The 26,987-nt window shown below is 27.4% G+C and carries 24 protein-coding genes; 9 read left to right on the top strand and 15 right to left on the bottom strand.

Annotation, left to right across the window (positions count from 1 at the left end):
* Positions 1-32 precede the first annotated feature (32 nt).
* Entirely contained in the window at positions 33-590 is a 558-nt protein-coding gene (locus JOC62_RS09705; protein ID WP_204595067.1) for a DUF2812 domain-containing protein, read from the bottom strand.
* An 8-nt stretch (positions 591-598) separates the two neighbouring features.
* A complete protein-coding gene (locus JOC62_RS09700) occupies positions 599-931 on the bottom strand; it encodes a PadR family transcriptional regulator (protein ID WP_204595066.1) in 333 nt (110 codons plus the stop codon).
* A 140-nt stretch (positions 932-1,071) separates the two neighbouring features.
* Here JOC62_RS09700 and JOC62_RS09695 point away from each other — a divergent pair, with 140 nt between their 5' ends.
* The 7 genes from JOC62_RS09695 to JOC62_RS09665 all read left to right on the top strand — a co-directional run bounded on the left by JOC62_RS09695 (position 1,072) and on the right by JOC62_RS09665 (position 8,016).
* A complete protein-coding gene (locus tag JOC62_RS09695; protein WP_204595065.1) occupies positions 1,072-1,689 on the top strand; it encodes a hypothetical protein in 618 nt (205 codons plus the stop codon).
* A gap of 258 nt (positions 1,690-1,947) precedes the next feature.
* On the top strand, positions 1,948-3,327 hold the full coding sequence (locus tag JOC62_RS09690) for a dicarboxylate/amino acid:cation symporter (protein ID WP_243425043.1): 1,380 nt from the start codon (positions 1,948-1,950) through the stop codon (positions 3,325-3,327).
* 136 nt (positions 3,328-3,463) lie between these two features.
* Positions 3,464-5,059 (top strand): amidohydrolase, encoded by a 1,596-nt coding sequence (locus JOC62_RS09685; RefSeq protein ID WP_204595064.1) that lies wholly within the window; start codon positions 3,464-3,466, stop codon positions 5,057-5,059.
* 396 nt (positions 5,060-5,455) lie between these two features.
* Complete coding sequence (locus JOC62_RS09680) at positions 5,456-5,731, top strand: hypothetical protein (RefSeq protein ID WP_204595063.1); 276 nt, start codon at positions 5,456-5,458, stop codon at positions 5,729-5,731.
* 167 nt (positions 5,732-5,898) lie between these two features.
* Entirely contained in the window at positions 5,899-6,825 is a 927-nt protein-coding gene (locus JOC62_RS09675) for an aldo/keto reductase (RefSeq protein WP_204595062.1), read from the top strand.
* A gap of 220 nt (positions 6,826-7,045) precedes the next feature.
* The gene (locus JOC62_RS09670; RefSeq protein ID WP_204595061.1) at positions 7,046-7,483 is read left to right on the top strand and encodes a hypothetical protein; all 438 of its coding nucleotides are present in this window, start codon (positions 7,046-7,048) and stop codon (positions 7,481-7,483) included.
* Between the two features lie 59 nt (positions 7,484-7,542).
* Positions 7,543-8,016, top strand: coding sequence for a hypothetical protein (locus JOC62_RS09665; protein ID WP_204595060.1), 474 nt, complete (start codon positions 7,543-7,545; stop codon positions 8,014-8,016).
* A gap of 63 nt (positions 8,017-8,079) precedes the next feature.
* Here JOC62_RS09665 and JOC62_RS09660 read toward each other — a convergent pair whose 3' ends face one another.
* The 8 genes from JOC62_RS09660 to JOC62_RS09625 form a co-directional block, all read right to left on the bottom strand.
* On the bottom strand, positions 8,080-8,544 hold the full coding sequence (locus JOC62_RS09660) for a methylated-DNA--[protein]-cysteine S-methyltransferase (RefSeq protein WP_204595059.1): 465 nt from the start codon (positions 8,542-8,544) through the stop codon (positions 8,080-8,082).
* Positions 8,545-8,855: 311 nt separating this feature from the next.
* Positions 8,856-9,746 carry a patatin-like phospholipase family protein gene (locus JOC62_RS09655; RefSeq protein ID WP_204595058.1) on the bottom strand — a complete coding sequence of 297 codons (891 nt, stop codon included), beginning with the start codon at positions 9,744-9,746 and terminating at the stop codon, positions 8,856-8,858.
* A gap of 865 nt (positions 9,747-10,611) precedes the next feature.
* Positions 10,612-11,163, bottom strand: a complete 552-nt coding sequence (locus tag JOC62_RS09650; RefSeq protein WP_204595057.1) for a retron system putative HNH endonuclease — start codon at positions 11,161-11,163, stop codon at positions 10,612-10,614.
* A gap of 34 nt (positions 11,164-11,197) precedes the next feature.
* Positions 11,198-12,529, bottom strand: coding sequence for an AAA family ATPase (locus JOC62_RS09645; protein WP_204595056.1), 1,332 nt, complete (start codon positions 12,527-12,529; stop codon positions 11,198-11,200).
* Positions 12,530-12,574: 45 nt separating this feature from the next.
* Positions 12,575-14,017 (bottom strand): restriction endonuclease subunit S, encoded by a 1,443-nt coding sequence (locus tag JOC62_RS09640; protein ID WP_204595055.1) that lies wholly within the window; start codon positions 14,015-14,017, stop codon positions 12,575-12,577.
* A 2-nt stretch (positions 14,018-14,019) separates the two neighbouring features.
* The gene (locus tag JOC62_RS09635; protein ID WP_204595054.1) at positions 14,020-15,450 is read right to left on the bottom strand and encodes a class I SAM-dependent DNA methyltransferase; all 1,431 of its coding nucleotides are present in this window, start codon (positions 15,448-15,450) and stop codon (positions 14,020-14,022) included.
* 2 nt (positions 15,451-15,452) lie between these two features.
* On the bottom strand, positions 15,453-18,713 hold the full coding sequence (gene hsdR, locus JOC62_RS09630; protein ID WP_204595053.1) for a type I restriction-modification system endonuclease: 3,261 nt from the start codon (positions 18,711-18,713) through the stop codon (positions 15,453-15,455).
* A 29-nt stretch (positions 18,714-18,742) separates the two neighbouring features.
* The gene (locus JOC62_RS09625; protein WP_204595052.1) at positions 18,743-19,603 is read right to left on the bottom strand and encodes a restriction endonuclease; all 861 of its coding nucleotides are present in this window, start codon (positions 19,601-19,603) and stop codon (positions 18,743-18,745) included.
* Positions 19,604-20,218: 615 nt separating this feature from the next.
* Between JOC62_RS09625 and JOC62_RS09620 the strand changes: the two genes are divergently transcribed.
* Entirely contained in the window at positions 20,219-20,866 is a 648-nt protein-coding gene (locus JOC62_RS09620; protein WP_204595051.1) for a chloramphenicol acetyltransferase, read from the top strand.
* A 117-nt stretch (positions 20,867-20,983) separates the two neighbouring features.
* Here the strand turns inward: JOC62_RS09620 and JOC62_RS09615 are convergent, their stop codons facing one another.
* Positions 20,984-21,526, bottom strand: a complete 543-nt coding sequence (locus JOC62_RS09615; RefSeq protein WP_204595050.1) for a GNAT family N-acetyltransferase — start codon at positions 21,524-21,526, stop codon at positions 20,984-20,986.
* A 202-nt stretch (positions 21,527-21,728) separates the two neighbouring features.
* On the opposite strand from JOC62_RS09615, the gene JOC62_RS09610 reads away from it, so the two are divergent.
* On the top strand, positions 21,729-22,250 hold the full coding sequence (locus JOC62_RS09610; RefSeq protein WP_204595049.1) for a nitroreductase family protein: 522 nt from the start codon (positions 21,729-21,731) through the stop codon (positions 22,248-22,250).
* A 216-nt stretch (positions 22,251-22,466) separates the two neighbouring features.
* Here the strand turns inward: JOC62_RS09610 and JOC62_RS09605 are convergent, their stop codons facing one another.
* From JOC62_RS09605 to JOC62_RS09590, 4 genes are all read right to left on the bottom strand, one after another.
* The gene (locus tag JOC62_RS09605) at positions 22,467-23,924 is read right to left on the bottom strand and encodes a hypothetical protein (RefSeq protein WP_204595048.1); all 1,458 of its coding nucleotides are present in this window, start codon (positions 23,922-23,924) and stop codon (positions 22,467-22,469) included.
* A gap of 557 nt (positions 23,925-24,481) precedes the next feature.
* Positions 24,482-24,784: a DUF3784 domain-containing protein gene (locus JOC62_RS09600; RefSeq protein WP_204595047.1), complete on the bottom strand. Its 303-nt coding sequence runs from the start codon at positions 24,782-24,784 to the stop codon at positions 24,482-24,484.
* A gap of 51 nt (positions 24,785-24,835) precedes the next feature.
* Complete coding sequence (locus tag JOC62_RS09595) at positions 24,836-25,588, bottom strand: FkbM family methyltransferase (protein WP_204595046.1); 753 nt, start codon at positions 25,586-25,588, stop codon at positions 24,836-24,838.
* Positions 25,589-25,980: 392 nt separating this feature from the next.
* On the bottom strand, positions 25,981-26,505 hold the full coding sequence (locus tag JOC62_RS09590; protein WP_204595045.1) for a hypothetical protein: 525 nt from the start codon (positions 26,503-26,505) through the stop codon (positions 25,981-25,983).
* Between the last annotated feature and the right edge of the window lie 482 nt (positions 26,506-26,987).

Genomic DNA, 26,987 nt, shown 5'->3' with positions numbered 1-26,987 from the left:
ATGATTTATATAAATTTCAATTCATATAAACACTAATTTTCCTTTTGTATTTTTCTTTTTCTAAAGTAATATGCAAAGCTCACCATAACGGATGGTACCGTAATTCCTATAAGCATTACTATAGAGATTAGGTATAATATAAATAATAAATCATTATTATTTAAAATTTCTTTAAATGATAATCCAAGTAAAACTATAAATATCATTATTACTCCACTTATAATCCCAGTCTTATTACATCTAGATCTAATTACCTCATACTTATTTTTGTAGCTTTCTTTATCAGTATATATTGGTGTAGTTCCTCTATTTGCTCTAAAGAAATGAAAACCTTCAGTAGAATCTACATGATCCCACCCACCACTTTTAAATATATCAAAATACTCATCTAAATCTTCTTTGCTTTCATTATAGTCCATTGAATAAATATAGTCATTGCACTCCCCTTTAACTAACTTATATCTAAGTGGACCTACACTTTCAAGTATCCACCCCTCCTTTGATAAATCACTAAGTTTTTTAGTTATTTTTTCTTCATCAAAGGCATACCCCCCATTAATTAAATATTTATACTTTTTCTTTTCTCTCATAATTAAACTCACCCTTCTAAAATTTTTAAAGCTTTTTCTCCATAGGAAACCATAAGCTTTCTTCTTTCAATATCCTTTTTAATTAATTCTTTTCCCTTATCTGTTAGTATATAAGTTTTTCTTCTATCTTCATTATCATCTAGTAATTTTATTAATTCCCCATCTTGCAGTTTCTTTAAAATAGTATATAGACTTGCAGGTCCTATATCTATCTTATTATTTGATAGCTCCTTAATCTCTTGCATTATCCCGTATCCATGCATTGGTCTTACTAAAGTTAATAAAATATAATAAGTTGAATCTGTTAATATATCCTCTTCTAATGCTTTCTTTCTAGCCATATTCCCTCCTTATATCATTAAATGATATATCGTTTAATGATAGTATATATTATATCTTCTAATTTGTAAATATATACCACGGAGAATTTTTCTATAATTAATGTTATAATATGGTTAAATAGGATGAGGAGGTATATACTTTGAATAAAGAACTTAAGATTAAAAAAATTGATGAACTCATTAAAGAGCTTACTGAATATAAATTATCTATTGAAAAAGGAGTTCCTTATTTTGAAGAGAAAAAATTAGATAAACTTATGTACGATAAAGAAAAGAGCGTGGAAGAATTATTTAATTGGAAATCCTCAAAAATTAAGATTGAATACACTGAATACACTGATAGTAAGCATGAAGCTGTTCTTATGAGTAGAACTGAAAACTTCTTTGCAAAAGATACCCTTGATGGATACGAAGTGGCTGATGAGAATGGTAATACAATAATACGTCCACTAGAAAGACTAAGTGATTTTGTTGCTGAGGTGGAAAATAAGTTTATAATTGATGAAAAATATATTCTTGAACTTTGTAAGTTAAATAAAAATAGACAATTAATTATAGATTTTATGAAAAATTATACATATGATTCAATGAATGAATCTCCTGGAGATATCAGATTTGATTTTGATTGTAATTATATTTCTTTTAAATATGATAATGAAGAAATAGAAGTTATAGACCCTTCATTAGAATTATTTGATAAGTTTAAAGAGGTATGTCCTCAAGCTATAATTAGCAGCATAAGTCCCCTTTGTTTTTAATATAATTATAACTTTTAAATTATAATTAGCTATTTTTAACAATCAGATAATTTAATATTTATTTTTTGATATTTTGTATTGACAGACCTTCTCATTGTTATTATATTTATAACCGTGGGATACCTTTAAGATAGTCCTGAGAGACTAATAAGGCATATACATAATAGTCATTATACTATAGTATTTTACCTTAGCATCTTAATTGGTGTTAAGGTTTTTTATGGTGTCCTATAAAACTTATTTACTTAGGAGGACATTATGAAAATTAAATCACTTAAAAACAATCAAAACAAACTTGCAATACAAATGGGAATTGCACTTATCTTAGGTCTACTACTAGGTGGTGCCTTTATGCTTCTTAGAGAATATCTAATTAGCAATTCTAATGCTGATTTATGGACTAAGATAAATCAAATTTTATTTCAAGATATAACAACACCTGAAGGTAAAAATTCTTTAGGTATATTCTATATAATTGGTCAATTATTCGTAAATTCACTTCAACTTGTTATAGTACCTATGGTATTTACTTCAATAGCTCTTGCAATGTGTCATATAACTGATACTAAGAAGCTTGGACGTATATCATATAAAACTATAATGGCATTTTTAATAACTTCTGTATTTGCTTTAATCCTTGCAGGTATTTTTGCACTTACTGCACATAAACTAGGATTTTTTAATGTAAGCATAGATGGAGTTTCAGCTCAAGCTGGTAATACAGGTAATAATCCATTACTTGTGTTAGTACAAGCTGTACCAAATAATATAACATCAGTATTCTCTGAAAATGGTAAGATACTAGCTGTTGTATTTTTAGCAGTTTCTACAGGACTTTGTATTAATAAACTTGGTGATGAAATTAAGATTTTAAAGAAAATATTAGAAGAAATAAATAAAATAATCACAGTATTTTTAACATTTATAATAACTAAGTTTGGTCCAATTGCAATATTTGTACTTATCACAAGAACTTTTGCGATATACGGTATTGATCACTTAAGACCTGCACTTGCTTATGTTGGTACAACAACTGTTGCACTTTTAATTTTCTTAGTATTTGGATATGCATTATTTATATTCTTATCATCAAGACTTAATCCATTTATATTCGTAAGAAAAATTGCAAAGGTTGCTTTATTTGGATTCTCAACTTCATCATCAGCTTCAACTCTTCCACTAAACACTAAAACTACAGTTGAAGAACTTGGTGTCGATAAAGATATAGCTTCATTTACTCTACCTCTTGGAATGACTATAAACATGAACGGAACTGCAATAATGCAAGTAATTGCTGCAACATTTATAGCTTCAAGTGCTGGGTATGAAGTAACTCCGATGAGCTTAACAATAATATCAATTCTTGCATTAATATCATCAATTGGTACACCTGCTGCCCCTGGTGCTGGTGCAATAATATTATTTACTGTTTTAACTGGAATGGGATATCAAAATGATGCTGCACTTCTTGCTTATTCACTTATCCTTGCAATTAATAGACCAGTTGAAATGCTTGTAACATCACTTAATGTTGTTGGTGACTCTGCTGCCGCTATATATGTTGCAAAATCTGAAAATTCATTAGATGAAGAAGTTTATAACAATTATTCATTAAACGAAGAAATTTATAACAATTAGTATAACAATCTAATAATATTTATAACTTATTACATTAATTATAAATATTTTAAATATTTACCATATAAAACCTCCCTTATTAGTTAATCTTATAGTATATTTATAATATACATTGAAAACTAAGGGAGGTTTATTTATGGTAGAAAAGATTTTTTTTAATGGTGATATATTAACTATGGAAGATAGTCTATATGCTGATGCTATTTTTATAAAGGATGGAATTATAAAAAAAGTTGGTACAAAAGATGAGGTTCTTAAATTTAAAAATGATAATACAGACTTAATAGATTTAAATGGCAAAACACTTATGCCATCATTTATTGATTCTCACAGTCATATAACTGCTGTTGCAAACACTCTTTCTTTGGTACATTTAAGTAATTCAAAAAGCTTTGAAGATTTAGTTACTATACTAAAAAATTATAAGGAAGAAAATAATTTAAATGATACCGATTGGATTATAGGATTTGGATATGATAATAATTCACTAAAAGAAAAGATAAACCCAACTAAAGAAATATTAGATAAAGTATCTACTACAAATCCTATAGTTATAACTCATATATCAGGTCATATGGGTGTTTTAAACTCTACCGCCCTTAAAGAAATAGGAATATCAAAAGCTACTAAAAATCCTGAAGGTGGAAAGATTGGACGTGTAGGTACATCAAATGAACCTAATGGTTATGTAGAAGAAACTGCCTTTGTAAATGCATCATCTAAAATCCCAGCTCCCTCTTTAAACAATCTAATTAAATTACTAAAAAAAACTCAAAACATTTATTTAAGCTATGGTATTACAACAGCTCAAGATGGACTTGTTAAAGATGAATCATTTGCTTTACTTAAGAATATATCTGACAATGAAGACCTAGATATAGATGTAGTTGGATATGTTGATTTAAAAAATTGTAAACATATAGTTGATGATAATAAACAATATGTTAAAAACTATGTTAATAGATTTAAAATTGGTGGATTTAAAATCTTCTTAGATGGTTCTCCTCAAGGAAGAACTGCTTGGATGACAAAACCTTATCTAAATGGATATAAAGATTATTGTGGTTATCCAGTTTATCAAGATAATGAAATTAAAGATTTTATTAAAACTTCTTTAGACTATAATATTCAATTACTTTCTCACTGTAATGGTGATGCTGCTGCAAATCAACTTATAACTTCATTTAAGTCAGTCTTAAGCAAAAATCCTAATTCTAAGGAAATTAAACCAGTTATGATTCATGCACAATTATTAAGGAAAAATCAGATTGCCTCTCTTAAAGACATTAATATGATACCATCTTTCTTTGTTGCACATACTTATTACTGGGGAGATGTCCACATTAAAAACTTTGGAGAAGAAAGGGCATTTAATATAAGCCCTGCAAAAACTGCTCTAGAAGATGGAGTTTTATATACATTCCATCAAGATAGTCCAGTTATTATGCCAAATATGCTTGAGACTGTTTGGTGTGCTGTAAATAGAGTAAGCAAAAATGGAGTTATAATTGGAGAAGATCAAAGAATATCTCCCCTTGCTGCTCTAAAAGCTGTAACGATAAATGCAGCCTACCAATACTCTGAAGAATATAAAAAAGGATCTCTTAAAGATGGCAAGTTAGCTGATTTAATTATTTTAGACAATAATCCACTTAAAGTTGACCCTATGGAAATTAAAAATATAAAGATTCTTGAAACTATTAAAGAAGGCAAAACCTTATATAAATTATAGGATCTAAAAATCACACTATATTATTAAAAACAAAAGCAATATGCATTGTTCTAATTCTGCATATTGCTTTTATTTTATACATTATGTATTTCATATATCTTTAATTCTATATATGATTTTTATTTTATATAAATTTATCTTCCCCAATCTATTGCTATTAATCAAATTTGTAATGATAACATATAATGATTAAAAAACGTCATGTTCTTGTTAATTATTTCAAGTGAGTACTTTTATTAAAAAAATATGATAAGATATTATATATAACTCAAATTTTATTATATCGTGCTTTTTATTGTCTCCCTTAATATTTACAATTTATTTATTAGGATTCCAAATATTAAAGATATAATTATATCAGTTTATGAAATTATTTTATAAAAGGGGGGAATTTTTATGTTTAATAGAAAAGTAGTATTAGAATTTACTAATGTTTACTATAACATGAATGATTTATTAGATGCAGTAGTAAAGTATTATAAAGATGAAGGAATATTATGTAGCGTTATTGGAAAAGATAATCTTGGTAATCCATTATTACTTATCAATTTTAGGACTTATGAGCTAAAGGTTAAGAACCTTAGTCCAGGATATGTTCAGTATACTTTACCTCCTGATGACGTGTGGCCTCCATTAATGGCAATTCAACAAATTGTTCTGAGAGAAATATAAAAAAGGTGATTCATAACTTTGAATCACCTTTTCTTTTTTATTCATTAGTATATTTTTCAGAGCTTACTTTATTACTTTTTTATAATTTTGAAAACTTTTACTTGACCTAAAGCTCACTTTAAGGTTTATTATTAAATTAGACTATGTGATATGGGAGGGGTATTAAAATGAAATATTTAAACATTTCAAATACAGAATTAAAATCATCAAATATAATTATGGGTAATATGCGTATTAATGAGCTATCTTTAGATGGAGCTGAAAAATTAATACGTACTGCTATGGATGAAGGAATTAACTTCTTTGACCATGCAGATATATATGGTGGCGGAGAATGTGAGGAAATGTTCTCTACTGCAATTAAAATGAATTCCGATATTAGAGAAAAAATGATTCTTCAAAGTAAATGTGGTATTAATACAAAAGGAAACTATTATGACCTTTCAAAGGATTATATATTAAATTCAGTTGATGGTATATTAAGTAGACTTAAAACTGATTATTTAGATATTCTACTTCTTCATCGTCCTGATACTTTAGTTGAACCTGAAAAAGTTGCAGAAGCATTTTCAAAACTTAAAGAAAGTGGAAAGGTTAAACACTTTGGTGTATCAAACCATAATCCAGCTCAAATTGAATTATTACAAAAGTATACTGATGAAAAACTTATAATAAATCAATTACAATTTGGAGCAGCACATACTAACATTATTGATTCAGGTATTGCAGTAAATATGGATATTAATCAATCCTTCGACCGTGATGGTAGTGTTCTAGAATATTGTCGTCTAAAGGATATAACTCTTCAAGCTTGGTCACCATTCCAACATGGATTCTTTGACGGAGTATTCCTTGGTGATATGGAGAAATTCCCAGAGCTTAATCAAACTATTAATGAACTTGCTGAAAAATATGGAGTTACAAGTACAGCAATAGCTACTGCTTGGATTACACGTCATCCTGCTAATATTCAAGTTATTTTAGGTACTACTAAACCAAGTCGTATTATAGATGCTTGCAGAGGATCTGAAATTCCATTAACTAGAGAAGAATGGTATAAAATTTATAAAGTTGCTGGAAATATGGTACCTTAACCCAACGTTTAGCTATATATTTAAAATTTAAATACTACAAATGAGAGGATGAGATTTATTCACCCTCTCATTTAATTTTTTATTTATTTTAAATCTCTATATTATCTAATCATTCCCCATCTATTCTCCATTTCTACCATTATCATCATAATAAGTACCAATAAAATCTACATCTCATATATTAAATTAAAACCTTGTTTCTATTGAGGTGTTTTTTTTGATGAATAATGAAGAAGAAAATACAAGGCTTCCACCTGAACTGGAAGAATATCTTGCAAATCTAGGCTTAGAACTTGCGGATATGGAGATACTTGGATCAATACTTTTAATTGTAGGATATTCTTATTTTATAATTGCAGCTAATGAAGATAAAGAAAATATACTTAATCCAAATATCCCAATATCTCCTGGTCGTAGAATTAGACCTTCACGCCTTCTACTTATAGGTGAAGAATTAATTTTAGAAGGACTTATTATTCTTTGGATAGTTGCTATAAGAAGAATACATGAAAAGGCTTTAGAAGGTTCCGATGAGTCCCTTGACCCTTATAAAAGATTGGCTAATGCATATTTTCTAAGTGTAATAGCAAATAAAGAAAGAGTTATTGCGCTTGCTGAAATTGATAGAACAAATACTGATGATGAAGCTTTTATATAAATTATACTTAAATAATAATTGTAAAATTCTTATTTAAATTACACTCTATGAGGTGTTAAATGGATATTAATAATTTTAATATGGATAATTTCTTTAGCCCTTATACATTCAATGCAAATCTTGGTGATGAAAGCGGTAATCCTGAAGATGAAGAACGTAGGCAATATTTCCTTAGAATAGATTTAGAGATAGTTAATATTGAACTATTTGGTACTTGTTTATCTGTTATGTCATCCTTTTATTATCTTAAAGCCTCTCTTATTGGTAAAGAAATAGTACTTAGTGCACTTAACGGTATAGATTCTGGGCTTGATGCCACTCCTTATATAAATGTTGGAGAAACCCTCGGTTTAATGGTTAACTTTATATTTGCTTACTCAGCATTTAAAAGATATGAGGAAAAATCTGAACAAGACCCAGAGCATCAAGATCCTTATAGACGAATAGCAATGAGCTATATTCCAACAATACTTGCTTATCTTGTTAGAGTAAATGCTAGAAGCGAACTAATTTCTACTCTTCCTAATATCTAAAAAGGATTGTTTAACATTACAATTAAACAATCCTTTTTAAGTTTCTTTTTTTATTATAATCACTTATTTATTATTTCTCTCTATATTAAGTAATTTTTCTTTTGTATCAATTCCACCTAAATATCCAGTAAGCTTTCCATTACTCCCAACTATTCTATGACAAGGTATAAATATTGGTATTGGATTTCTATTACAAGCAAGGCCTATTGCTCTTGCTGCTTTTGGTCTACCTATCTGCTCTCCCATCTCTTTGTATGTAAGTACATCCCCATACGGAATTTCACATAATCCATTCCATACTTCGTTCATAAATTCTGTACCTTTTGGTGATAATGGTAGGTTAAATCCTTTAAGCTCACCACTTATATATTTATTAAGCTGAATTGATGCTTCTTTTAGAAGCTTTGTCTCTTTAAATTCTATATTATCTTCAATGTCATCTTTCCCAAAATAAACATTTGATATAAACCCATTTTTTTCTTCTATCCCTATAGTTCCTATATCTGTTTCATAAAAAAATACTGCCATTAACTACTCCTCCACTATATAGCCTTATTTTAGTTATTATGTATTATACTACTTTATAAATTTATTTTCCTCTTTTTTAGTCTATTATATGATTCATCTGTTATATCAACTATACGAATATTCATTATAAAAGAGTATTTTATTATTATTTTTTAAGATACATTAGACCCATTATCTAAAATATTAAATTGATAACCTGGTAGTATTTTAGAATATGTAGGTGAATAGTAATTTAAAGATAGTCTTTATATAATTAATAAAATATAATAAATTAAAAGGATGCCCATTCAGATATCCTTTTAATTTATTCTTTAAGTAATTTCCTTTATCCAATTATAAAATCTAAAAAGTTTTGGATGATTTTCTCGCTCTTCTCTTTCATGCATTAATTTTGCCATTATTATAGCTGGTTCTAAAAGACTTATAGTATCATTATATCCTTCTTTTATTCTCATTCTCTTAGCTGCCATATCTAAATTAAGAGTTCCCTTAAGAGTACTTTCATTTAAATTTCTAGGAACTAATTCTAATATCTTAGTATTTGGATAAAGAGTCTTATCAACTCTTTCCTCCTTTGATAACAATACAACTATTATAATATCGCAATTTTCTCCATATACAGGCTGTATTGGAGTATTATCTGCAACACCTCCATCAATATATTTGCCACCTAAAACTTCTGTACAATCATATATCATTGGAAGAGATGCAGATGCAACTATCATCTCTTTAGCTGTTATATCATCATAGTCATTTATTCTAAAATACTTTGCTGTAAAATCAGGTAACTCCGTACATGCAGCGTAGCATATCTTACCTCTTTCCTTTACTTTTCCTATATTTAAATAATCCTCTATTATTTCTCTTGCACCATCTTTTGGAACTCCACCCTCTTCTAGCTTTTGAACCATATATTTCTTAGCTAAGTTTAAATGATGTGATCCTATTGCAAGTTCTATTCCTCTTTTTAGCAGTTGAAATTTGCTTATAGGAACAAGCTTATCCATAGTAACTTCATCCCATAAAGCTTCAGCAGCATTTATATCATCTTGAGCAAATAAGACTGCATTAAATGCACCTATTGAAGTACCTGCAAAAACATCTATATATTTATCTAATCCTAATTCTTTTAATGCTTTCCATACACCAAGCTCGTAGGCACCTTTGCCCCCTCCCCCTGATAGCACTAATCCTATCTTCATATAAATCTCCTTTTTTTAAACTTATCCACTATTATATCCAAATTATTATTATTAAAACTAAGTATATCATAAATTTGTGTATAACTTAAAAATTATCATATCTATTATATTATAAATTATAGCCAATAATTATTTACTATAATGAAATTATTTGTTAGATTTTTTATAACATTTTTCAATATATATAAATGCAAATTAATTTTCCTCGATAATTTATATGAAACTACTATTTGAGATGTGAAAAGTCTTAGCTAATTCAATAACTAAGACTTTTCATTTCAATCTATTTCTTATTGCTGCTTAAGATTTCTTTTAATATATGAGTTATATGCTCATTTCCTTGTGAGTATAAATTTTGTTGTTTTACCTTACTTATTTGATTTAGTGCTTAATAAATTTCATTATAAACTCTCAGATTTTTTATTTTGTGTGTTATAATCACTTTATATACCATCATCTTCTCCTCTTAAAATAGAATCATAGAATTAAAATTTTACGCATTTTCTTATTACTATGAATAGATGTTTTACTTCTTTTCTTTTTATTATTATTTAAAAGAATACAATACTTTTGGAAATTACCTTCTCAATATTTACTCGTTACAGTGCATATAGCAAACATAAAAAATGAACCTACCTTTCATATTCCTTCAAAATTTCTATAATGAAACTTACTTTTTATTAATATTAACTTGATATATTATTAATTTAATTTTTAAAGACAACAACTAAAAAAGCCTTAGCTAAATTAATTGCTCAGGCTTCTATTAATTCTTATTGATTTATTATGCATTTTGTAAGCATTTATCGCGTATTTCACACAATCTATAATTTTTAATGTAATAAATTAATACAAAATAGAACTCTTAAAAATACCCCTTGATATCTCTTTTTATTAATTTTTCAATCTCTTGCTCCCAATCTAAATTTCGACTATCTAAATATCTATATGCATCAATAGCAGCTCTTCTTTTATTCACCAACGTAGGAGTATTTAACCCTAAAATATCGATTGTATTCTCAGCTTCTGTATCGCCTTCTCGTGCAGCAAATATATTTCCTTGATCATCAAACATAAATCTATTCTCGCAGTCTTTATCTGTTGGTAATATATCTATCTCCTCTTTTCCTTTTTTAGCATCACAGTATACAGGATAATTTTTATTTTTTTGTCTATTAGTTTGTCCACCGCAACATGAGCAAACTAAATTAGTATAATCTAACGCTAATTCTGGATAATGTTCTTTTGGTTTTATATGTTCCAATACACATTTCTCAAGTTTAATAGCTTGTCCGCAATAACAACAAATATGACCTTGCTCAATTAATAATACATCTTTTAACTTGTTCCTAGCTTCATAATCATTTTTAAACTTATTAAAATCTTTTCCATTTTTTTTATATATTTCTGGAGACACTGAGGCATATTTCCTTTTGATATATATTTCATATTTATCTGTCCTCCAGTCTTCTTAAAGCAGCATTTATAGTTATAAAAAATGGATCATCTGGTGTTAATAAAATTTCTAACTTTTTCTGTATGCTAAGCATTTTATCTTTTTCTCCTCTAAGAGAGGCTTTATTAAATTCTTTAATTTCTCTCTTTACTTCAATTGGCCTTCCAGTTACCTTCATAATCTCTTCCATTATTTGGGATGAGTCCCTATTAAACGGATCTACTGTTATATCATGTATTTCTCCATTGCTAATCAGCCTAACATTTTCCTTTCTCATCTTTCCTAATGTTAGTGGAGAATGGGTAGTAATCAATATTTGTCCTCTAATATCAACATTATTTAAAAGACTTGTAAACTTTCTTTGCCAATTAGGATGTAAATATGCATCAAATTCATCTAATAAAAATAATGCTTTATACTCCTTAGTCAATTCAATTATAGATAACAATTGAGAAAGCTGCTTTTCTCCCTCACTTAAATAATGATAATCAAAAGTCCTTCCATTTTTTTTCACCTCATAATAAACATCATCTAATATATCTGACTGCATCAACATTTTAAACATAATAAACATTGTTGTGGCATCATGCATTCTATCAGCTAACTTATTTATATCTGACACTACTATTTCAACATTATCTCTGTCTATTACCTTAATATTATTTAAAGGTGAAACATCAATTAGTTCCTGTATTGCACTCTTTACAGATCCTTTTGCATTCCAAAAATCATCAACAGCTCCGTTTTTACTCCAACTTGGTCTTTTAAATTTAAATTTAACATTAAAAGATACATCTGTAATTTCTGTAAGATTACATACCTCTTTTAATGCTTGAGTTTTATACACAGCATTAGAAATTAAAGCTATTCCAAAATCCTTAACAGTAATATATGATAAAAATTTCATTCTAAATTCGTCACCGTTTTTTATTAATTTGTTAAACATAATATCTTCATAACTAGATGATATCTTTTTTAACCTATCTGTTTCTCCACAATAATATAAAAAAATAGCTTTAGGTAGTGCTTTTATAAAATCCTTTTTCGATAATTTAATTCCATTTCTTGTTATAACCATCTTTTCTGTGGTTAAATTTTCAATTCTATATATACTATCATCAATAAAATACTGAATATCAAACTGAAACTCATTTATTTCTTTCCTCTCATTTAACCTAGAAAATATAAGCGCTATCACTTCAAGAATATTGGATTTTCCAGCACCATTTTTACCTATAAAGACATTTACTGACGAATTTTTTTCAAATTCTATCTCTAAACTCCCCAAATTTTTATAACTACTAATAAATAGTTGTTTAAGTTTCATTATACGACCTCCACATTTAATAAGTACTTATCTCTATGAATAAATTTACCTATTTAAGTTACTGTCTAAAATATTATTCAACAGTTCTATAGCACTAATTTCTTCTGAATTATTAGTACCAAGTTCACTTCTAAAAGCCTTTGCTAATATTGATTTTTTTATTAATTCAATTTGGGTTTCCAATTGTGTAAGCTCTTCTATTTTAGATTCTTCTCCTAAAATCTTATCTAAAATTCTTACTATTTCTTTTTGTTCGTTCTTTGGTGGTAATATAAAATCTAACTCCCTAACTTTTTGACAATTAAGCGCCTTTGGACCAGTTCCATTTCCACTATCTCTATTCTTTTTATAATTATATTGTAACCAATACCATAAAAATTCTGATAAAATATTTTCATGACTTAGGTCAATTGCTGCTATATTTTGATTTGTGGTAGATTCTATATCTAATATAGAACTTTGTCCTCTTGTCTTACCCTCTCCTATCATAGCGATTAATACAGAGCCCTTACTTAATAATTTTACTGAAGAATTATTAAATCCATCCTCAGTTATATATTCTTTAGTATATTTAATCCTGTTATTTCTAACCTCTCCAGAACTTACCCAAGGTATTGTTCCATTCCAAAAAGCTTCATTTTTCCTAGAAGGAGTACTTCCATTGCTAACTTTTCCAATAGCTCCTATACAACACTTTACCCACTTTGAATCTTTAATCATCTCATATTCATCTATTTTAGATTGAAAATCGCATAGTATTTCCATATCTCTTTTACTTAATCTATTACAATAGAACTTATTAATTTCAGCTAAAATTCTATTTTCTGAAATTATATTAGTTTTTCTCCATTTTTCAGTCAATTTCCCTCTAAAAGCCTTCTCCAATATAGCTGATTTTCTCTTTTCAAATCCATCTCTAGCTTCTTCAATTAATTCCTTCGCCTTATCCAACTTTTCAAAAAGACTTTCTATCTTATCAACTATTCTTTGTTGCTCTTTTAATGGTGGTATTCCTAATGTTAATTTCTCTAAGTATGTTGAGTCAACATGTGGTATTCCTGTTCCCTTTGTATTAGCATTAATTAAATTATACTTACTAACAAAGTAATAGTACATGAATTTTTTATTCATACAATTAAACTTTATCTTACATAATGTTGATCCTAGCGCTCCTTGCACTCCAGTTCCGATCAATCCTGCTCTTGCACCATCCCATACAATTAATATATCATCTTCATCACATAATCTATTTGTTTCTGTTTCAAATGTGTATTGATCCGCCTCTTTAGTTTGAAAATACTTAATCGTTACATATGGAATCGCATTATCCTCAAATTTCTCTATAAGAAGTTTAGGTTTTTTTCCTTTTTCAAACTTTACTATACTGTTAAGTTTTACATTCACCCAATTATCAGGTACTTCATAAGAAACATCTTTAACAATAGAATCTTCTAACTTTTCTTCTAATGTCACTTTCTTTTTAGCCATTACTATTCCTCACTTTCAAGAGCCTTTAATTCTTTAATAACACTCATAAGTAAATCAGTTGCTTCTTCTAACTTCGCTACTGCTTCTTCAGCACTTTCAATTGGATCTGGTAGATCTTCATAATCTAATATAGATTCATCTTTTATAAGTCCTAAGTCTAAGTTATCATTCTTTTCTCTTATTTCTTCTCTAGTAAACTTAGTCCATCTTTCATCCTCAACTTTTTCTCTATTCTCAGCTGTATATGCTTTTATAAACTCATCAAAATGTGATTCTTTTAATGGATTTGACTTATTAAAATTTTTCATATTAGTTCTTAAATCATAGAACCATACATCCTTTGTATTACCTTTATCCTCAATTCCTCTTGTAAAGAATAATACATTTGTCTTAACTCCTTGAGCATAGAATATGCCTGTTGGAAGCCTTAATATTGTATGTAGATTACATTTCTCCATTAAGTCTTCTCTTATATTTGTTCCATCACCTTCTTGGAATAAAACATTATCAGGTAATACTACTGCTGCTCTAGCTTTTCCATCATTCTTTAAACTTCTATATATATGTTGAAGGAAGTTTAATTGCTTATTTGATGTCATAAATGTTAAGTCATCTCTTGTAGCTCTTTCCCCTCCTTTTTTAGTACCAAATGGAGGGTTTGAAAGTACTACGTCTAGGTCTTTAATTTGCTTTCCTACATTAGTTAGTGTATCCCCTAATATGATATTTCCTTCTATATCATGAAGCATAGCATTCATAAGTGCCAACCTATGTGTTTCATGAACTAATTCGCATCCTGAAAAAGCTTCTGTTCTTTGGAATTCTTGTAAGCTTGTAATATCATCTGTATTTACGTCCCAGTAGTTATCATATTTTTCTTTCATATAGTGGTCTGCTGAAATCATAAATCCAAATGTTCCTGCTGCTGGATCATTACATTTCTCACCTGGCTGTGGGTCAATTAATTTAACCATTATGTCAATTAGAACTCTAGGTGTAAAGTATTGTCCTGCTCCTGATTTCTTTTCAGATGCATTCTTTTCTAAAAGTCCTTCATATAGATTTCCTAGTCCCTCTTCTTTTGCAGAGTACCAATCTAATCCATCTATAGTTGTAATAATTTTTTCTAAGTTCTTAGGCTCTTCTATATTTGTTGATGAACCTTGATATATTTGTTGTACTATTCCTGTAGTTTCTTCACCTAAGTAGTTTAATAGTTCTTTATAAAAAGTTTTAAGTTCAATTCCACTCTTAGCCTTTAAATCATCCCATCTATAACCTTCTGGTAACTTATCTTCTGATCCTGTTTCTTTTGCCATCTTTAAAAATAAAATATAAGTTAATTCTGTTACATATTGATGATATGTTATTCCATCATCTCTTAATACATTACAAAGGTTCCAAAGTTTACTTACTATTTCTTGTGTATTCATTTTTAGCTAATCTCCTCATTTTCAAACATATATTTTTTTACTTTAGTTATTATTTCTTCTAATTTTCCATTAAATATTGTGTTAAGTCTTGTGAATCCTCCACCTTGAGCTTTAAAGCTTCCAGTATCAAAAGTTTCTTTATCTATAACTACTTCCTTTAACATTACCTTTTCTATTCTATTCATCCAGTTTTCTTCTGGCTTTGTTAAATAGTATTCTCTCTTCACTTTAGCTACAGCTCTTTTTACTCTTTCTTCATTTGACTCTAATGGGCTACCAAGGGCCTGCTGTCTTATAAATGCAATAATATCTGCAACTATCTCTTCATTCTTTAAATCTTTCCATGCAGTTTTTAAGTATTCTTCACTAAATCCATTTTTATCTAGTATTGCTCTAAGTTGTCTTAATGATTCCTTAGTTAATTCCTGTGGCCTTGTGCAAACAACTTCTAGTGCAGGAATAAGATTTTTATTTTCATCTATATAATTCTGGAACTCTTCTAAATAGTCTTCAGGCCTTTTCCCTTTTCCATATCCCCTTGTATGAGATACAACTTTATCTTTTTTATCTGTTAATATTATAACTTCTTCATTTTGAGATTTTTCATCTAAGTATTTAATTAGTGGATCGTTATTAATAATCTCAACTACTGCCTTGTCTACATCTATTTCTTTAAGTTCTTTTATAAACTCTTCAGGAGTTTTATTATTGCAAAGACTTTTAAAAACTAATTTCTCGTCTTCTTTTAATAGCTTTTTCTTTCTTTGAAGTTTAGCTATTACTTTTCTGATAGTTTCCTTCTTTTCATCAATATCATCAGTTCTTTCTAAACTTTCCTTAAGAATCTTAAATGCTGTATTTGCATTTGCTACAACAGGCTTCATATTAGTCATATCTTTAAGTGCTTCATAAAGTCTTACACAGTCAAATATCTCGAAATGAGTCTTACCTATTGTATCACAAAGACGAGTTGCTCTACCTAACATTTGCTCATAAAGTATTCTTGATTTTACTCTTCTTAAAAATACTATCTTATCAATTCTAGGCACATCAATTCCTGTAGATAATAAATCAACAGTAACTGCTATATTAGGGTATTTTTCATTTTTAAACCTCTTAATTGCTAAATCTGTATCCTTTATTGATCCTGTTATCTTTAATATAGATTCATCCTCTACTCCACCCATTGATTCTGCATAGATTTCTTTTAATAATCTAACTATCATATCAGCATGAGCATCATTTGCTGCAAATATCAATGTTTTTCCTTCATCATTTTCAGGATCAATATATTTTGATACTTCTTCTAATGCAGCTCTTGTATGGGATTCTACAATTACTTTTTTATTGAATTGGTCTATTTCAAAATCTAAATCATCATCAATTTCAGCACCATTAATAAGCTCACCTGTATATTTATTATATTTTGCAACTGTATCACCTTTTTTAAAGTGAATCCCATCTCTTGTAAGCTCTGTTTCAATAAGATGTGGTGGTTCATGATCTACTAAGTATCCATCTATAACTGCTTCTCTATAGCTATAGTTATAAACTGGCTTTCCAAATATCATTGTAGTTTGAAGTGCTGGTGTTGCTGTAAGTGCTACTTTAAATGCATCAAAATATTCTATGACTTTCTTATATTTACCTAAGAAATCTCTATTATCTCTCCAATCAACTTCATTATCATTCATTTCTTTATCGAGAGTATATCCCCTATGAGCTTCGTCTATTATGATACAGTCATAATCACCAACAGAAGGTACATTGATTTCATCTTCATTATACATAATTCTTTTAACCATAGCTTGTACAGTTGCAATATGAATTTTAGTTTCTTTATCTATAAGCTTTTCATCTAATCCATTGATATTATAAATTTGATTTAAAGTTTTCAAATCTTCAAGCTTAACTTCTTTAAATGTATCTAAAGCTTGATCTCCTAGTGAAGTTCTATCAACTAAGAAAAGGATTCTTCTATATCTCTTAGTCTTAAGTAATCTATATATTAATCCTAAAACAGTTCTAGTTTTACCTGTCCCAGTAGCCATAGTTATTAATGCTGTCTTTTTCCCTTCTATAATTGCTTTCTCAACAGCCTTTATCGCCTCTACCTGATAATATCTTAATCCTACACTATTAGTACTTTGTAGAAACTCAAAGCTTAACTCATCAAGCCTCTTATTTGCATCCTCTACATCTTCTTCAAGCATAGATTCAAGTTTTTCTGGTGAATACCATCCTTGAAGTACCCTAGTATTATTTCTAGAGCTTCTACAGTCTAAGAAGTGAACACCACTTTTATCTGCAATTTCTTTTATATATTTTCTACCATTTGCAGAAAATAAAAATGGAACTTCATAATTATTCCACCTAGAAATAACATATTCTTTATGGTCTTCTTTAACTCCTTTGGCATATGTCTTAGATTCGACCATATTACCGCCTACATCTTTTGAGTACTTCTTAGCTTCAATAAAACCAACTAATCTTTTGCCAATAAATAAGGCATAATCAACTTTTCCATTACCTTTTTCTTCTGAATAAGTAGGCCATTCAGCAATTGCTAAATTTCTTCCTTTAGTAGGTCTTGTACCTTTTGAATATCTAAGATTAATAGTATCAGCTTCCCATCCTGCACTTTGTAATTGAGCATCAATTATTCTTCTTGTTTCAGCTTCACTATATTCAATCTTTCTACTAGCTTTCTTACCTTGAATCTTACGTTCTTCTAACTGCTTACTATCTTTATCTTGTGCTTTTAATTCATTAAGCTCTGATTCTAAAGCTTTTACTTTTTCATCATACTCTTTGGTTATATCATTAATATTTTCTCCATACCCATCTTCTGAAGGCATTTTAAATTCTTCAGGTTCAAAGCTCCAATCACCATAAGTCTGCATAAACCATGTTGCTAACTTATATGTAAGCTCTAATTGAATCTTAGCTTTCTCAACATCTTCATATCCAGTGTGAGCTGCACTATTTCTCTTTATTCTTAACATATGAAGAATATTATCAATGTCAGCTGGAATTAAGTCCTCTTTTTTAAGTAACTTGATTCTATTATTATGATTATTATCATGAGCTATTAAAGTTTCATCAACATCTTCCATAGACACCATGTATTTAACTAATATTTCACCAAACATACCACACTTTATGAATGTAGTATTTGAATCTATATAAAGGTTTCTTTCTGCTAATTTACCCAAATTTTCAAGTATTGGCCATCTTTCTTTTAAGAAAGTAAAGTTGCTCATATTACCCCTCCTCTTAAAAATAAAAATATTTAAATTTTCTCAAACCATTCTTCATTAATAATTACTTTTTCTACAACTTTATCTGAAACACCTAATTCTAATTCTTTTAGATGTTTCGCTAGATCATTTCCATCTATTAGATCTATAGGAGTTCCGCCATCTCTTGTTGCTTCTTTAATTGCTTCCCTTGAAAATACACCTGTTGTTATTATTATTCCTTTATCTGCTCTACCTACCACAGCTCCTCTAAAATCTCTAACTACAGATGAACTTACAGTTCCATCATATCTTTTTGCTTGAAATGCTACATGAAAAGATAACACTCCACCTAATTTTAATATTCCTTTGCCATCAATTCCACCATCATGACTTTTTCCAGTGATCTCTACGTTGCTAAATCCTAATTCTCTAAGCATCCTTTGGCACAGTTTTTCAAATTTTTCAGGTGAAATCTTTTTAACAACATCAATTATCTTGCTTTGCCAATTAAAATCATCTATATTAGATTCATCATCATAAAAAATATTACTTTCTTTAATTACAGCTTCACTCTTTTCAGTATTATCATTTTTATTAAGTTCTTGTTTAGCCATAATCTTAACAGAATTCTTATCTACATACTTAACCGAATTCCCTGTCTCTGTTAGTGACCAAACTGCCCTAGAACTATTTATTATGTAACCTGAATTCTTTAAGTAATTCCTAGCCCAAGCACTTCGATAATCTAACTTAGTTGTACTGTTTCTATGAATATCATCTATTTCATCTTCAGATAAGTTTAATATCTCAATTAATTTTTCTTTTATTTCTCCATTTGTTGCTGATCCACCTAGCTCTTTAATAGCTTTAAAGCATGGCTCAATCAATTCGTCATATTTATACTTAAACATAATTTTCCTTTCATACTTTGAAATAAATATAATATTATTTTAACATCTAAGTAATAAAAGGAACAGAAATTCTTATTTTTTACTTACTAAGAATATAATGTTATAATTTGATTGATATAATTGGATTGGTAGGAAATATACTAATGATATTTAATTGATAATTATATAAATTAAAATTCTTACTTAAAACATAAAAAGCAATTTTAGTCTTAATAATATTAAAACCAAAACTGCTCTTTATGTTTGTTCAATAATTTTACTAGTAAATAGTTCTTCACTTTATTATATGAATTTATTGCTTTAAATATTACATATAATAAAATTACTTTTCAGTTAATATGGCTATAATTATTATCTCTCTTTTTCAACTACAATGTGTACGTGCTCTGTAGAATATCTTCCTAGTCCAGAAACTATATTACAAACTTATCCACTAAATTTTACTAATACTTCAAAAATACCCAGTTAATTCATTAAAGTGTTATATAATTAGTATATAAGCTAACAAATAGTTATATTAAATAACAAATCTACTAGTATTGCAATTTATGATATTACAATACTAAGTAACTCACAATTGTTATATTATTAATTAAAATTAAAGGGGAAAAAATAATGAATTTAAATATTATTGATATTGAGAAGTGGGAAAGAAGAAAGTGTTTCGAGCACTATTTTAATAATGCAAAATGTACTTATAGTATAACTGTAAATATTGAAATAACAAATTTGTATAGATATATTAAAAATAATAATTTAAAGTTATATCCTGCATTCACTTGGATTACCACAAAGTGCTTAAATAATCATAAAGAATTTAAAATGGCAATTAATGATGAAGGTAAGCTAGGATATTATGATAAAATTAGTCCATGTTATTCTGTGCTTAATGATAAAACAAAAATTATGGATGAATTATTTACATTATATAGTAGTGATTTTAAAAAGTTTTATAGCAATATGCTATATGATATAGAAATGTATAAAAAAGATCCAACATACTCTTCTGATTTTCAAAAGAATTTTTACTTAGTTTCATGTATTCCTTGGATTAATTACTCATCCTTTAACGTTAATAATGAGACTAATATACCTATGTTATTTCCAATGGTTACCTGGGGCAAATATTATAATGAAAATGAAAAAGTATTTATGCCAGTATCACTTCAAGTGCATCATTCAGTTGCTGATGGCTATCATTGCTCATTATTTTATGATGAGGTCCAAGATATAGTATCAAATCCAGAATTATATTTAAATTAACTAAAAAATTTAATCAGTATATATACATCAAAGAATAACTTTAATATAAGACTAATTAAAACTCAGCAATGAATTGCTGAGTTTTTTATTTGTACTAATTTCATTTAACTATATTTATTACAAATCTCTGTATTTTCTATAGTAGAAGTAACTATTACTTTCCATGTTCGGTTGTTTATGTCCAATAGGTATTCTTTTTTCAAATAATTCAAAATCACATTTCTCTGCAAGATTACAAGAAGGGATATTTTCACAATCAATAGTTAAAATAATATACTTTATATCTGACACATCAAAACACCAGTTAACTAATGCATTTACTGCTTCTCTTGTATACCCTTTTCTTTGGTATTTTTCTGACATAAAATAAGCTACTTCAACTTCATTTAAGGTATCTTCAAGTCCCATACCAACCATTCCAATCATTTCATCTGTATCAGTTAATGCAATTACATATCTTTTGTTTTCATAAACATTAGTTGAATTTCTTTGTGCTTGATGCCAATCAATATAGCCAAAATATGATTGTGGTGAATTTCCGATTTCTGCCCAATCAGGCATAAATCTTAAAATCTCCTTCTCTCTAACAATTTTATAGAGGTTTTCTGCATCTTTCCTTTTAAAATCTCTAATTCTTATCTTATTTCCTTCTATTTTCATACAATATATCTCCCCATAAATTAAAATAATTTTACAATCAATAAAATACTATTATTAGTTAACTTTCGAATTTATTTTACCATTTTTTACATAGTTATACAATTAAATCAAACTTATTTGTCAACAACTGTTTCTAATTTTAATTTAAAGTAAAATATTTACATGGTATAATTATACATATTATATTTAGAGAGGTACCGCTATGAATAATTTTTTTGAATTAATAGAAAAACGTGAAAGTTGCAGGAGTTATACAGGAGAGTCTATAGAAAAAGAAAAGCTTATAAAATGTATTGAAGCTGCTCGTTTAGCTCCTTCTGCTTGTAATGGTCAACCTTGGCAATTTTATCTGGTTACTAATTCAGATATAAAATCAAAATTAGTAAAGCTTACTCAAGCATCTAGTAAGAATGCTTCAGCATTTATAGTAATTTTAGAAGAAAAACCTAAACTTCAAACTAAGATTGTAAATAATCTAAAAAATCAAGAATATACACAAGTTGATATAGGTATAGCCGCATCTCATATATGCCTTGCTGCTACAGAACTTGGATTATCTACTTGTATTCTTGGATGGTTTAATGAAGATAAAATAAAAGAACTTTTAAACATAAACCTTTCAAAAAGAATTAGATTAATTATAAGTGTTGGATATAGTTCAAATAAAGAACTATCTAAAAAGAATCGTAAATCCTTAGATAAAATCTTAACCATTATTGATTAATAATTATAATATTTAAAACTAACTGATGAAAAAGGACTCATTAAAATAGATATAAAATTAAGATTATATAAAAAAGATGACTTAAATACCCTTTGCTATTTCATTTAAGCACTCTTCAGCTTTATAGCATAGTACTTTAAATCTAAGTCTAATCTTAATATTCTAATTAAAATAAAAAGCATTACTGACATAAGTAATGCTTTAAATATTTTCTAATTATTTTCTAAATGATTTCTTTATCTTTGATTTTAGCTTATTAAACTCACTACTTGATGGATACTTAGTTTCTGATTTTGCTGCTCTGCTTATTGTATCATTTGCTCCAATATAATCATATGTCCTATACTGTGCCATAGCTAAATGATATAAATAAATTGGTGAATCTTCATCCTTATCTAGCAAAGCATCATAATATTCTGCTACCTTTTCAAAGTATATATCATCATACTTATTTGTTTGCCTTATTCCATCCTTATAAAACTCATAAATAGATACATTATAAGCTTCATCAATATCTCTAGTCCATAAAATTAACTCTTTTCTACCATCACCTTTTATATCTTCTAAAAACATCTTTTCATAAGATGGTAAATTATATCTAAACGCCTTATTTATCTCTCCATCCTTCAGTGATAGTATATCCATACAGTTTTCTGTATTACCATCTCTCCACCCAACTAATATATAATTTTCCCTATTAACTTCAACTACATCTAAATCCTTAATACTATATCCTTTTCCTTCAAATCCATCTATAAAATATATTCCATCATCATATTCTTTATTTAGTCCGACATAAGGCTTACCTTTTAAAGTATATGCAATTAATAGTTCCTCTTCTCCATCGCCATCAAAATCTCTCTTTATAACTTTACTATTAGAAATTTCATTTAGTGGTATGTTTATAGCATCAGGTGGTATATTAAGAGTTTCTTCCTTATCTGCCTTTTCATCTCTTGGAACCATACCTTCTTTTGATCCTGGTATTAGTATCCATACTTCAGTAATTCTTGGAATATTATTTATTAATGTAACATTGCTTTCAATAACTCCAAGTAAATCCTTATCATCTACTCCAAGTATAGATTTAGCAAGTACCAAATTATATATATCTCTAGCATTAGATTCAATTGGGTCTACACCTCTTAAATTTGCTACTCTTATACTTGCATTTTCTTTAACTTTTCCCTTCTCATCATAAATTTGATTTAGGTATACTTTAGGTCTTAATGACAAATCAACTATATACCTTTCCTTTGTATCTTGTGATGTTACTTCTGCTCTATAATTATCTAAGTATCTAGCATCAAATTTAAACATTGTATTAAATATATTATGATTGTAAATCTCTTCTAAGGAATTATTTTTGTAAGTGTATACAGCAAGGAAGTATGTCCCTATATCATTTTCAAGGATACCTCTTATCATAATTTCTGCTTTTCCATCTCCATTTAAATCACCAAGAAATAGACTTATATTATATCCGGAATATGGAACATCTTTTTTTATAACCTCTCCATTTCCTTCTGTGTTAACAGTTATTGATATATTGCTGATATAATTACTATCACTATCTTTTTTAAAACCTGTAAGTATTACTTTATCTAAAGAAAATTTATCAGTTACATTCCCATCTTTAACATCAATAATGCTTTTTTCATGATTTTGTGGCATCTCTATCCTCCAAAAAAATTCTTTTAATACCATACTATTACTGAATATGTCTTATTGATATAGTTTGTTTATTTATCTTATAGAAAACTTATACTCCTATCTTTTCATTCTAATAAATCTTTTCAAAATCTTTTTTGTATATATTTTTTTAATATATTTTTCTTTAGTATATATAGCATTAGTATTCTTTGGTACTGATTTTTCATCGTCTCATCTCGTGTCAAATTCGGACCCCCTATGTGAATTTTTATCGCCTCCTTTTTGGCGCACTTATCTAAAGGTATTTTTTAGTATAAAAATACCCCTATTATAGTTAAAATTAATTTTTTTTATATATATTTTATAATCTAATTAGATTGAAGCTTCCAATTATTATATATGCAGTAATTACAATTTACTAAAATAAAATTTTATATTTTTACGTGAGTTTTTATAATATTTTTAATATTAATTTTAATTATGTACTTACATTAACTAATTTAAGTTATACAAATACATTGAATACAATTTTTGATTAATATAAAAGACAGGTGAATATTTTAATTATTCACCTGTCTTTATTTGCTATATTTCTTATCACCATATATCAATAGAATTATTAGAGCTACTATTAATATAGTATCAATTATAGCTGCAATTAACACTGATTTACTGATAAAAGCAACTAATGCTATTATAATAATTAAAAGCCCAAAAGCTAATAATACTAAGCCACTCCAATTTAAATAGGACTTCTCATCTATTATATTTTTGATTTTATAATCATTTATAAAGCTTGAACTTTTTTTAAACTTTATTTTGTATCCAAAGAATATAGCTAACGCTCCTACTATTAGATTTAATATAATAAAGAAGTTCAAATTATCCCCCCCTTTTTTATGTCTAATTAATATGCTTTTATTAATTAAATTCTATTCCAATGTTGCATATAAAACAGTATCTAAAAGTGACTCTGAATAATGTCTTAAATATAATTTATATTCAGGTACTAGATTCTTTATAAGAAGTGGAATTTCATATATATCCCTTGCTCTATGATAAACACAAATAGCTAATTTAGGCTTGTACTTTTTTATTATTTTTTCTGCCCCTTCAATAGTTTGGCACTCTGCTCCCTCCACATCCATTTTAATAAATGTTACAGGTGCAATATCAAATAATACATTATCTAAACTATTAGCATTAGTTGTTGAATTGCCTTTACTATAAATTTGAGATATAAAAGATCCATCTTCATAAAATCTAAGAGTCTCTTTTTTGTTCCAACTTGCTAATTTATAAGTTACTACATTGTTTATATCATTTTCTAATATATAACTATTTAAAGAAAGCATATTTTCATGATCAGGTTCAAAAGCAATAATCTTTTTATAGCTTCCATCAGCTTGCTCAATAAAACGCTCTATAGTATCCCCTGTATAAGCCCCTAAATCAATAAAAAATTCATTATTTGATAGTTTAATTATATCTTTATCAAAATACTGTTCATTATATGTTGAAATATCTTCTAGTAAAGACGTATCTCCAGTCTCATATACCTTAATACGAGTTTCTAATACTCTTTTTGATTCTTCATCCTCTAATAAATTCTTTACTTCATCTATTTTATACGTTGTATCATCTGACTTACATTTATTCCAATCTTTCATAAAATACTTAATCATCTCTATGCCTCCTACTAATATTACAATCGATTTCAATCTTTAAATTACTAATATCTATAATCAAATTTAGAATTATTCTAATATTAAATTTTAATAACTTAATTCTTATAAATAATTATATCACCTGAACTTATTTATTTCCATATTTTTACTTTTATTTTCTGATTTATTTATTTTTAATCATCTAAGAAAAGCTCAAATAACATTTTATTACGTAATCCTTTCTTATTATATCAATATAATAATTCATATGGTAAAATCAACAATTTCTAATAATACTATATATTAATATGCTTCTGTTTTAAAATTTCCTATTAATCCAATGTAAATTGGTTATTTGAGAAGATCACTTTGAAAGAAATAAAAAATGCTAGGAATAATCCTAGCATTTTTTATTTCTCTAATTTATTTTTTAAAATATTTTTAAACGAACTTAATTCTTCTTTTGACTTAAATATATTCTTAGGAATAATAATAATAGCATATGGATTTTTAGGACTCTTTTTATAGGAAATCACAATTCCAAAAATATTATCTAAATCCGATACTTCTTGCAAAATACTATTACTTAATTCTATTTTTCTATCATCAACAGTATAATATATTTTTTTATTTTCAATTTCCAAATTATGAACGTATCCCTTATCATATTCTTTAAGCAAAGTTTTATTTTCTATAAAATTAATATAAATATTTCTAAATATCCAAACAACAGATACAGCAGCAATATATATTATAATATATTCTAAAAATATATAAATGAAATCCCTGTCATATTTGTTTTCAATAACACTTTTTATAAATAAAACAATTGCTAAAATTGCTCCTAAAATTGCTCCCAAAAACATTTGTTTTTTTCTTATTTCCTTTAAAACAAGGCTATTTTTTAGGAAATCGTTTATTTCATTATAATACACCTTGCTTTCTACTGAATACTTGTACTTCATATTTCCCCCACCTTAATACCAATTTTGATATATTTTAGCATAAGAGAATAGTTTGTACAAGGTAAATAAGATAATAATGTTTCTATTAAAGCTAAACATTATTATACTCCTATTAATTCAATATAAATTGATTATCTAATAAAGTTCTTTCAAAATATATAAAAAATGCTAGGAAAAATCCTAACATTTTTTATTTCTATAATTTATTTTTTAAAATATTTTTAAACGAATTTAATTCTTCTTTTGACTTAAATATATTCTTAGGAACAATAATAATAGCAACTGTACCCTTCCTGAATCTTTTTCTTCCACTACATATAATCCCTATAATACTATCCAGCTCTATCACTTCTTTTAAGGTAGTATTATTCAATTCTATCTTTTTATTATTAGGCCCTGAATAATATATCTTTTCATCTTCAATATCTAATTCATGAACATATTTTTATTTC

The organism is Clostridium sardiniense (assembly GCF_016907995.1).
GTDB lineage: Bacteria > Bacillota > Clostridia > Clostridiales > Clostridiaceae > Clostridium > Clostridium sardiniense.
The sequence above is the reverse complement of the archived record's forward strand: the minus strand, read 5'-3'. Positions and strand labels throughout refer to the sequence as shown.

Coding starts and splice junctions, on each gene's coding strand:
- JOC62_RS09705 (WP_204595067.1), bottom strand. CDS start 590: ATGAGAGAAAAGAAAAAGTATAAATATTTAATTAATGGGGGGTATGCC.
- JOC62_RS09700 (WP_204595066.1), bottom strand. CDS start 931: ATGGCTAGAAAGAAAGCATTAGAAGAGGATATATTAACAGATTCAACT.
- JOC62_RS09690 (WP_243425043.1), top strand. CDS start 1,948: ATGAAAATTAAATCACTTAAAAACAATCAAAACAAACTTGCAATACAA.
- JOC62_RS09685 (WP_204595064.1), top strand. CDS start 3,464: ATGGTAGAAAAGATTTTTTTTAATGGTGATATATTAACTATGGAAGAT.
- JOC62_RS09680 (WP_204595063.1), top strand. CDS start 5,456: ATGTTTAATAGAAAAGTAGTATTAGAATTTACTAATGTTTACTATAAC.
- JOC62_RS09675 (WP_204595062.1), top strand. CDS start 5,899: ATGAAATATTTAAACATTTCAAATACAGAATTAAAATCATCAAATATA.
- JOC62_RS09670 (WP_204595061.1), top strand. CDS start 7,046: ATGAATAATGAAGAAGAAAATACAAGGCTTCCACCTGAACTGGAAGAA.
- JOC62_RS09665 (WP_204595060.1), top strand. CDS start 7,543: ATGGATATTAATAATTTTAATATGGATAATTTCTTTAGCCCTTATACA.
- JOC62_RS09660 (WP_204595059.1), bottom strand. CDS start 8,544: ATGGCAGTATTTTTTTATGAAACAGATATAGGAACTATAGGGATAGAA.
- JOC62_RS09655 (WP_204595058.1), bottom strand. CDS start 9,746: ATGAAGATAGGATTAGTGCTATCAGGGGGAGGGGGCAAAGGTGCCTAC.
- JOC62_RS09645 (WP_204595056.1), bottom strand. CDS start 12,529: ATGAAACTTAAACAACTATTTATTAGTAGTTATAAAAATTTGGGGAGT.
- JOC62_RS09640 (WP_204595055.1), bottom strand. CDS start 14,017: ATGGCTAAAAAGAAAGTGACATTAGAAGAAAAGTTAGAAGATTCTATT.
- JOC62_RS09635 (WP_204595054.1), bottom strand. CDS start 15,450: ATGAATACACAAGAAATAGTAAGTAAACTTTGGAACCTTTGTAATGTA.
- hsdR (WP_204595053.1), bottom strand. CDS start 18,713: ATGAGCAACTTTACTTTCTTAAAAGAAAGATGGCCAATACTTGAAAAT.
- JOC62_RS09625 (WP_204595052.1), bottom strand. CDS start 19,603: ATGTTTAAGTATAAATATGACGAATTGATTGAGCCATGCTTTAAAGCT.
- JOC62_RS09620 (WP_204595051.1), top strand. CDS start 20,219: ATGAATTTAAATATTATTGATATTGAGAAGTGGGAAAGAAGAAAGTGT.
- JOC62_RS09615 (WP_204595050.1), bottom strand. CDS start 21,526: ATGAAAATAGAAGGAAATAAGATAAGAATTAGAGATTTTAAAAGGAAA.
- JOC62_RS09610 (WP_204595049.1), top strand. CDS start 21,729: ATGAATAATTTTTTTGAATTAATAGAAAAACGTGAAAGTTGCAGGAGT.
- JOC62_RS09605 (WP_204595048.1), bottom strand. CDS start 23,924: ATGCCACAAAATCATGAAAAAAGCATTATTGATGTTAAAGATGGGAAT.
- JOC62_RS09595 (WP_204595046.1), bottom strand. CDS start 25,588: ATGATTAAGTATTTTATGAAAGATTGGAATAAATGTAAGTCAGATGAT.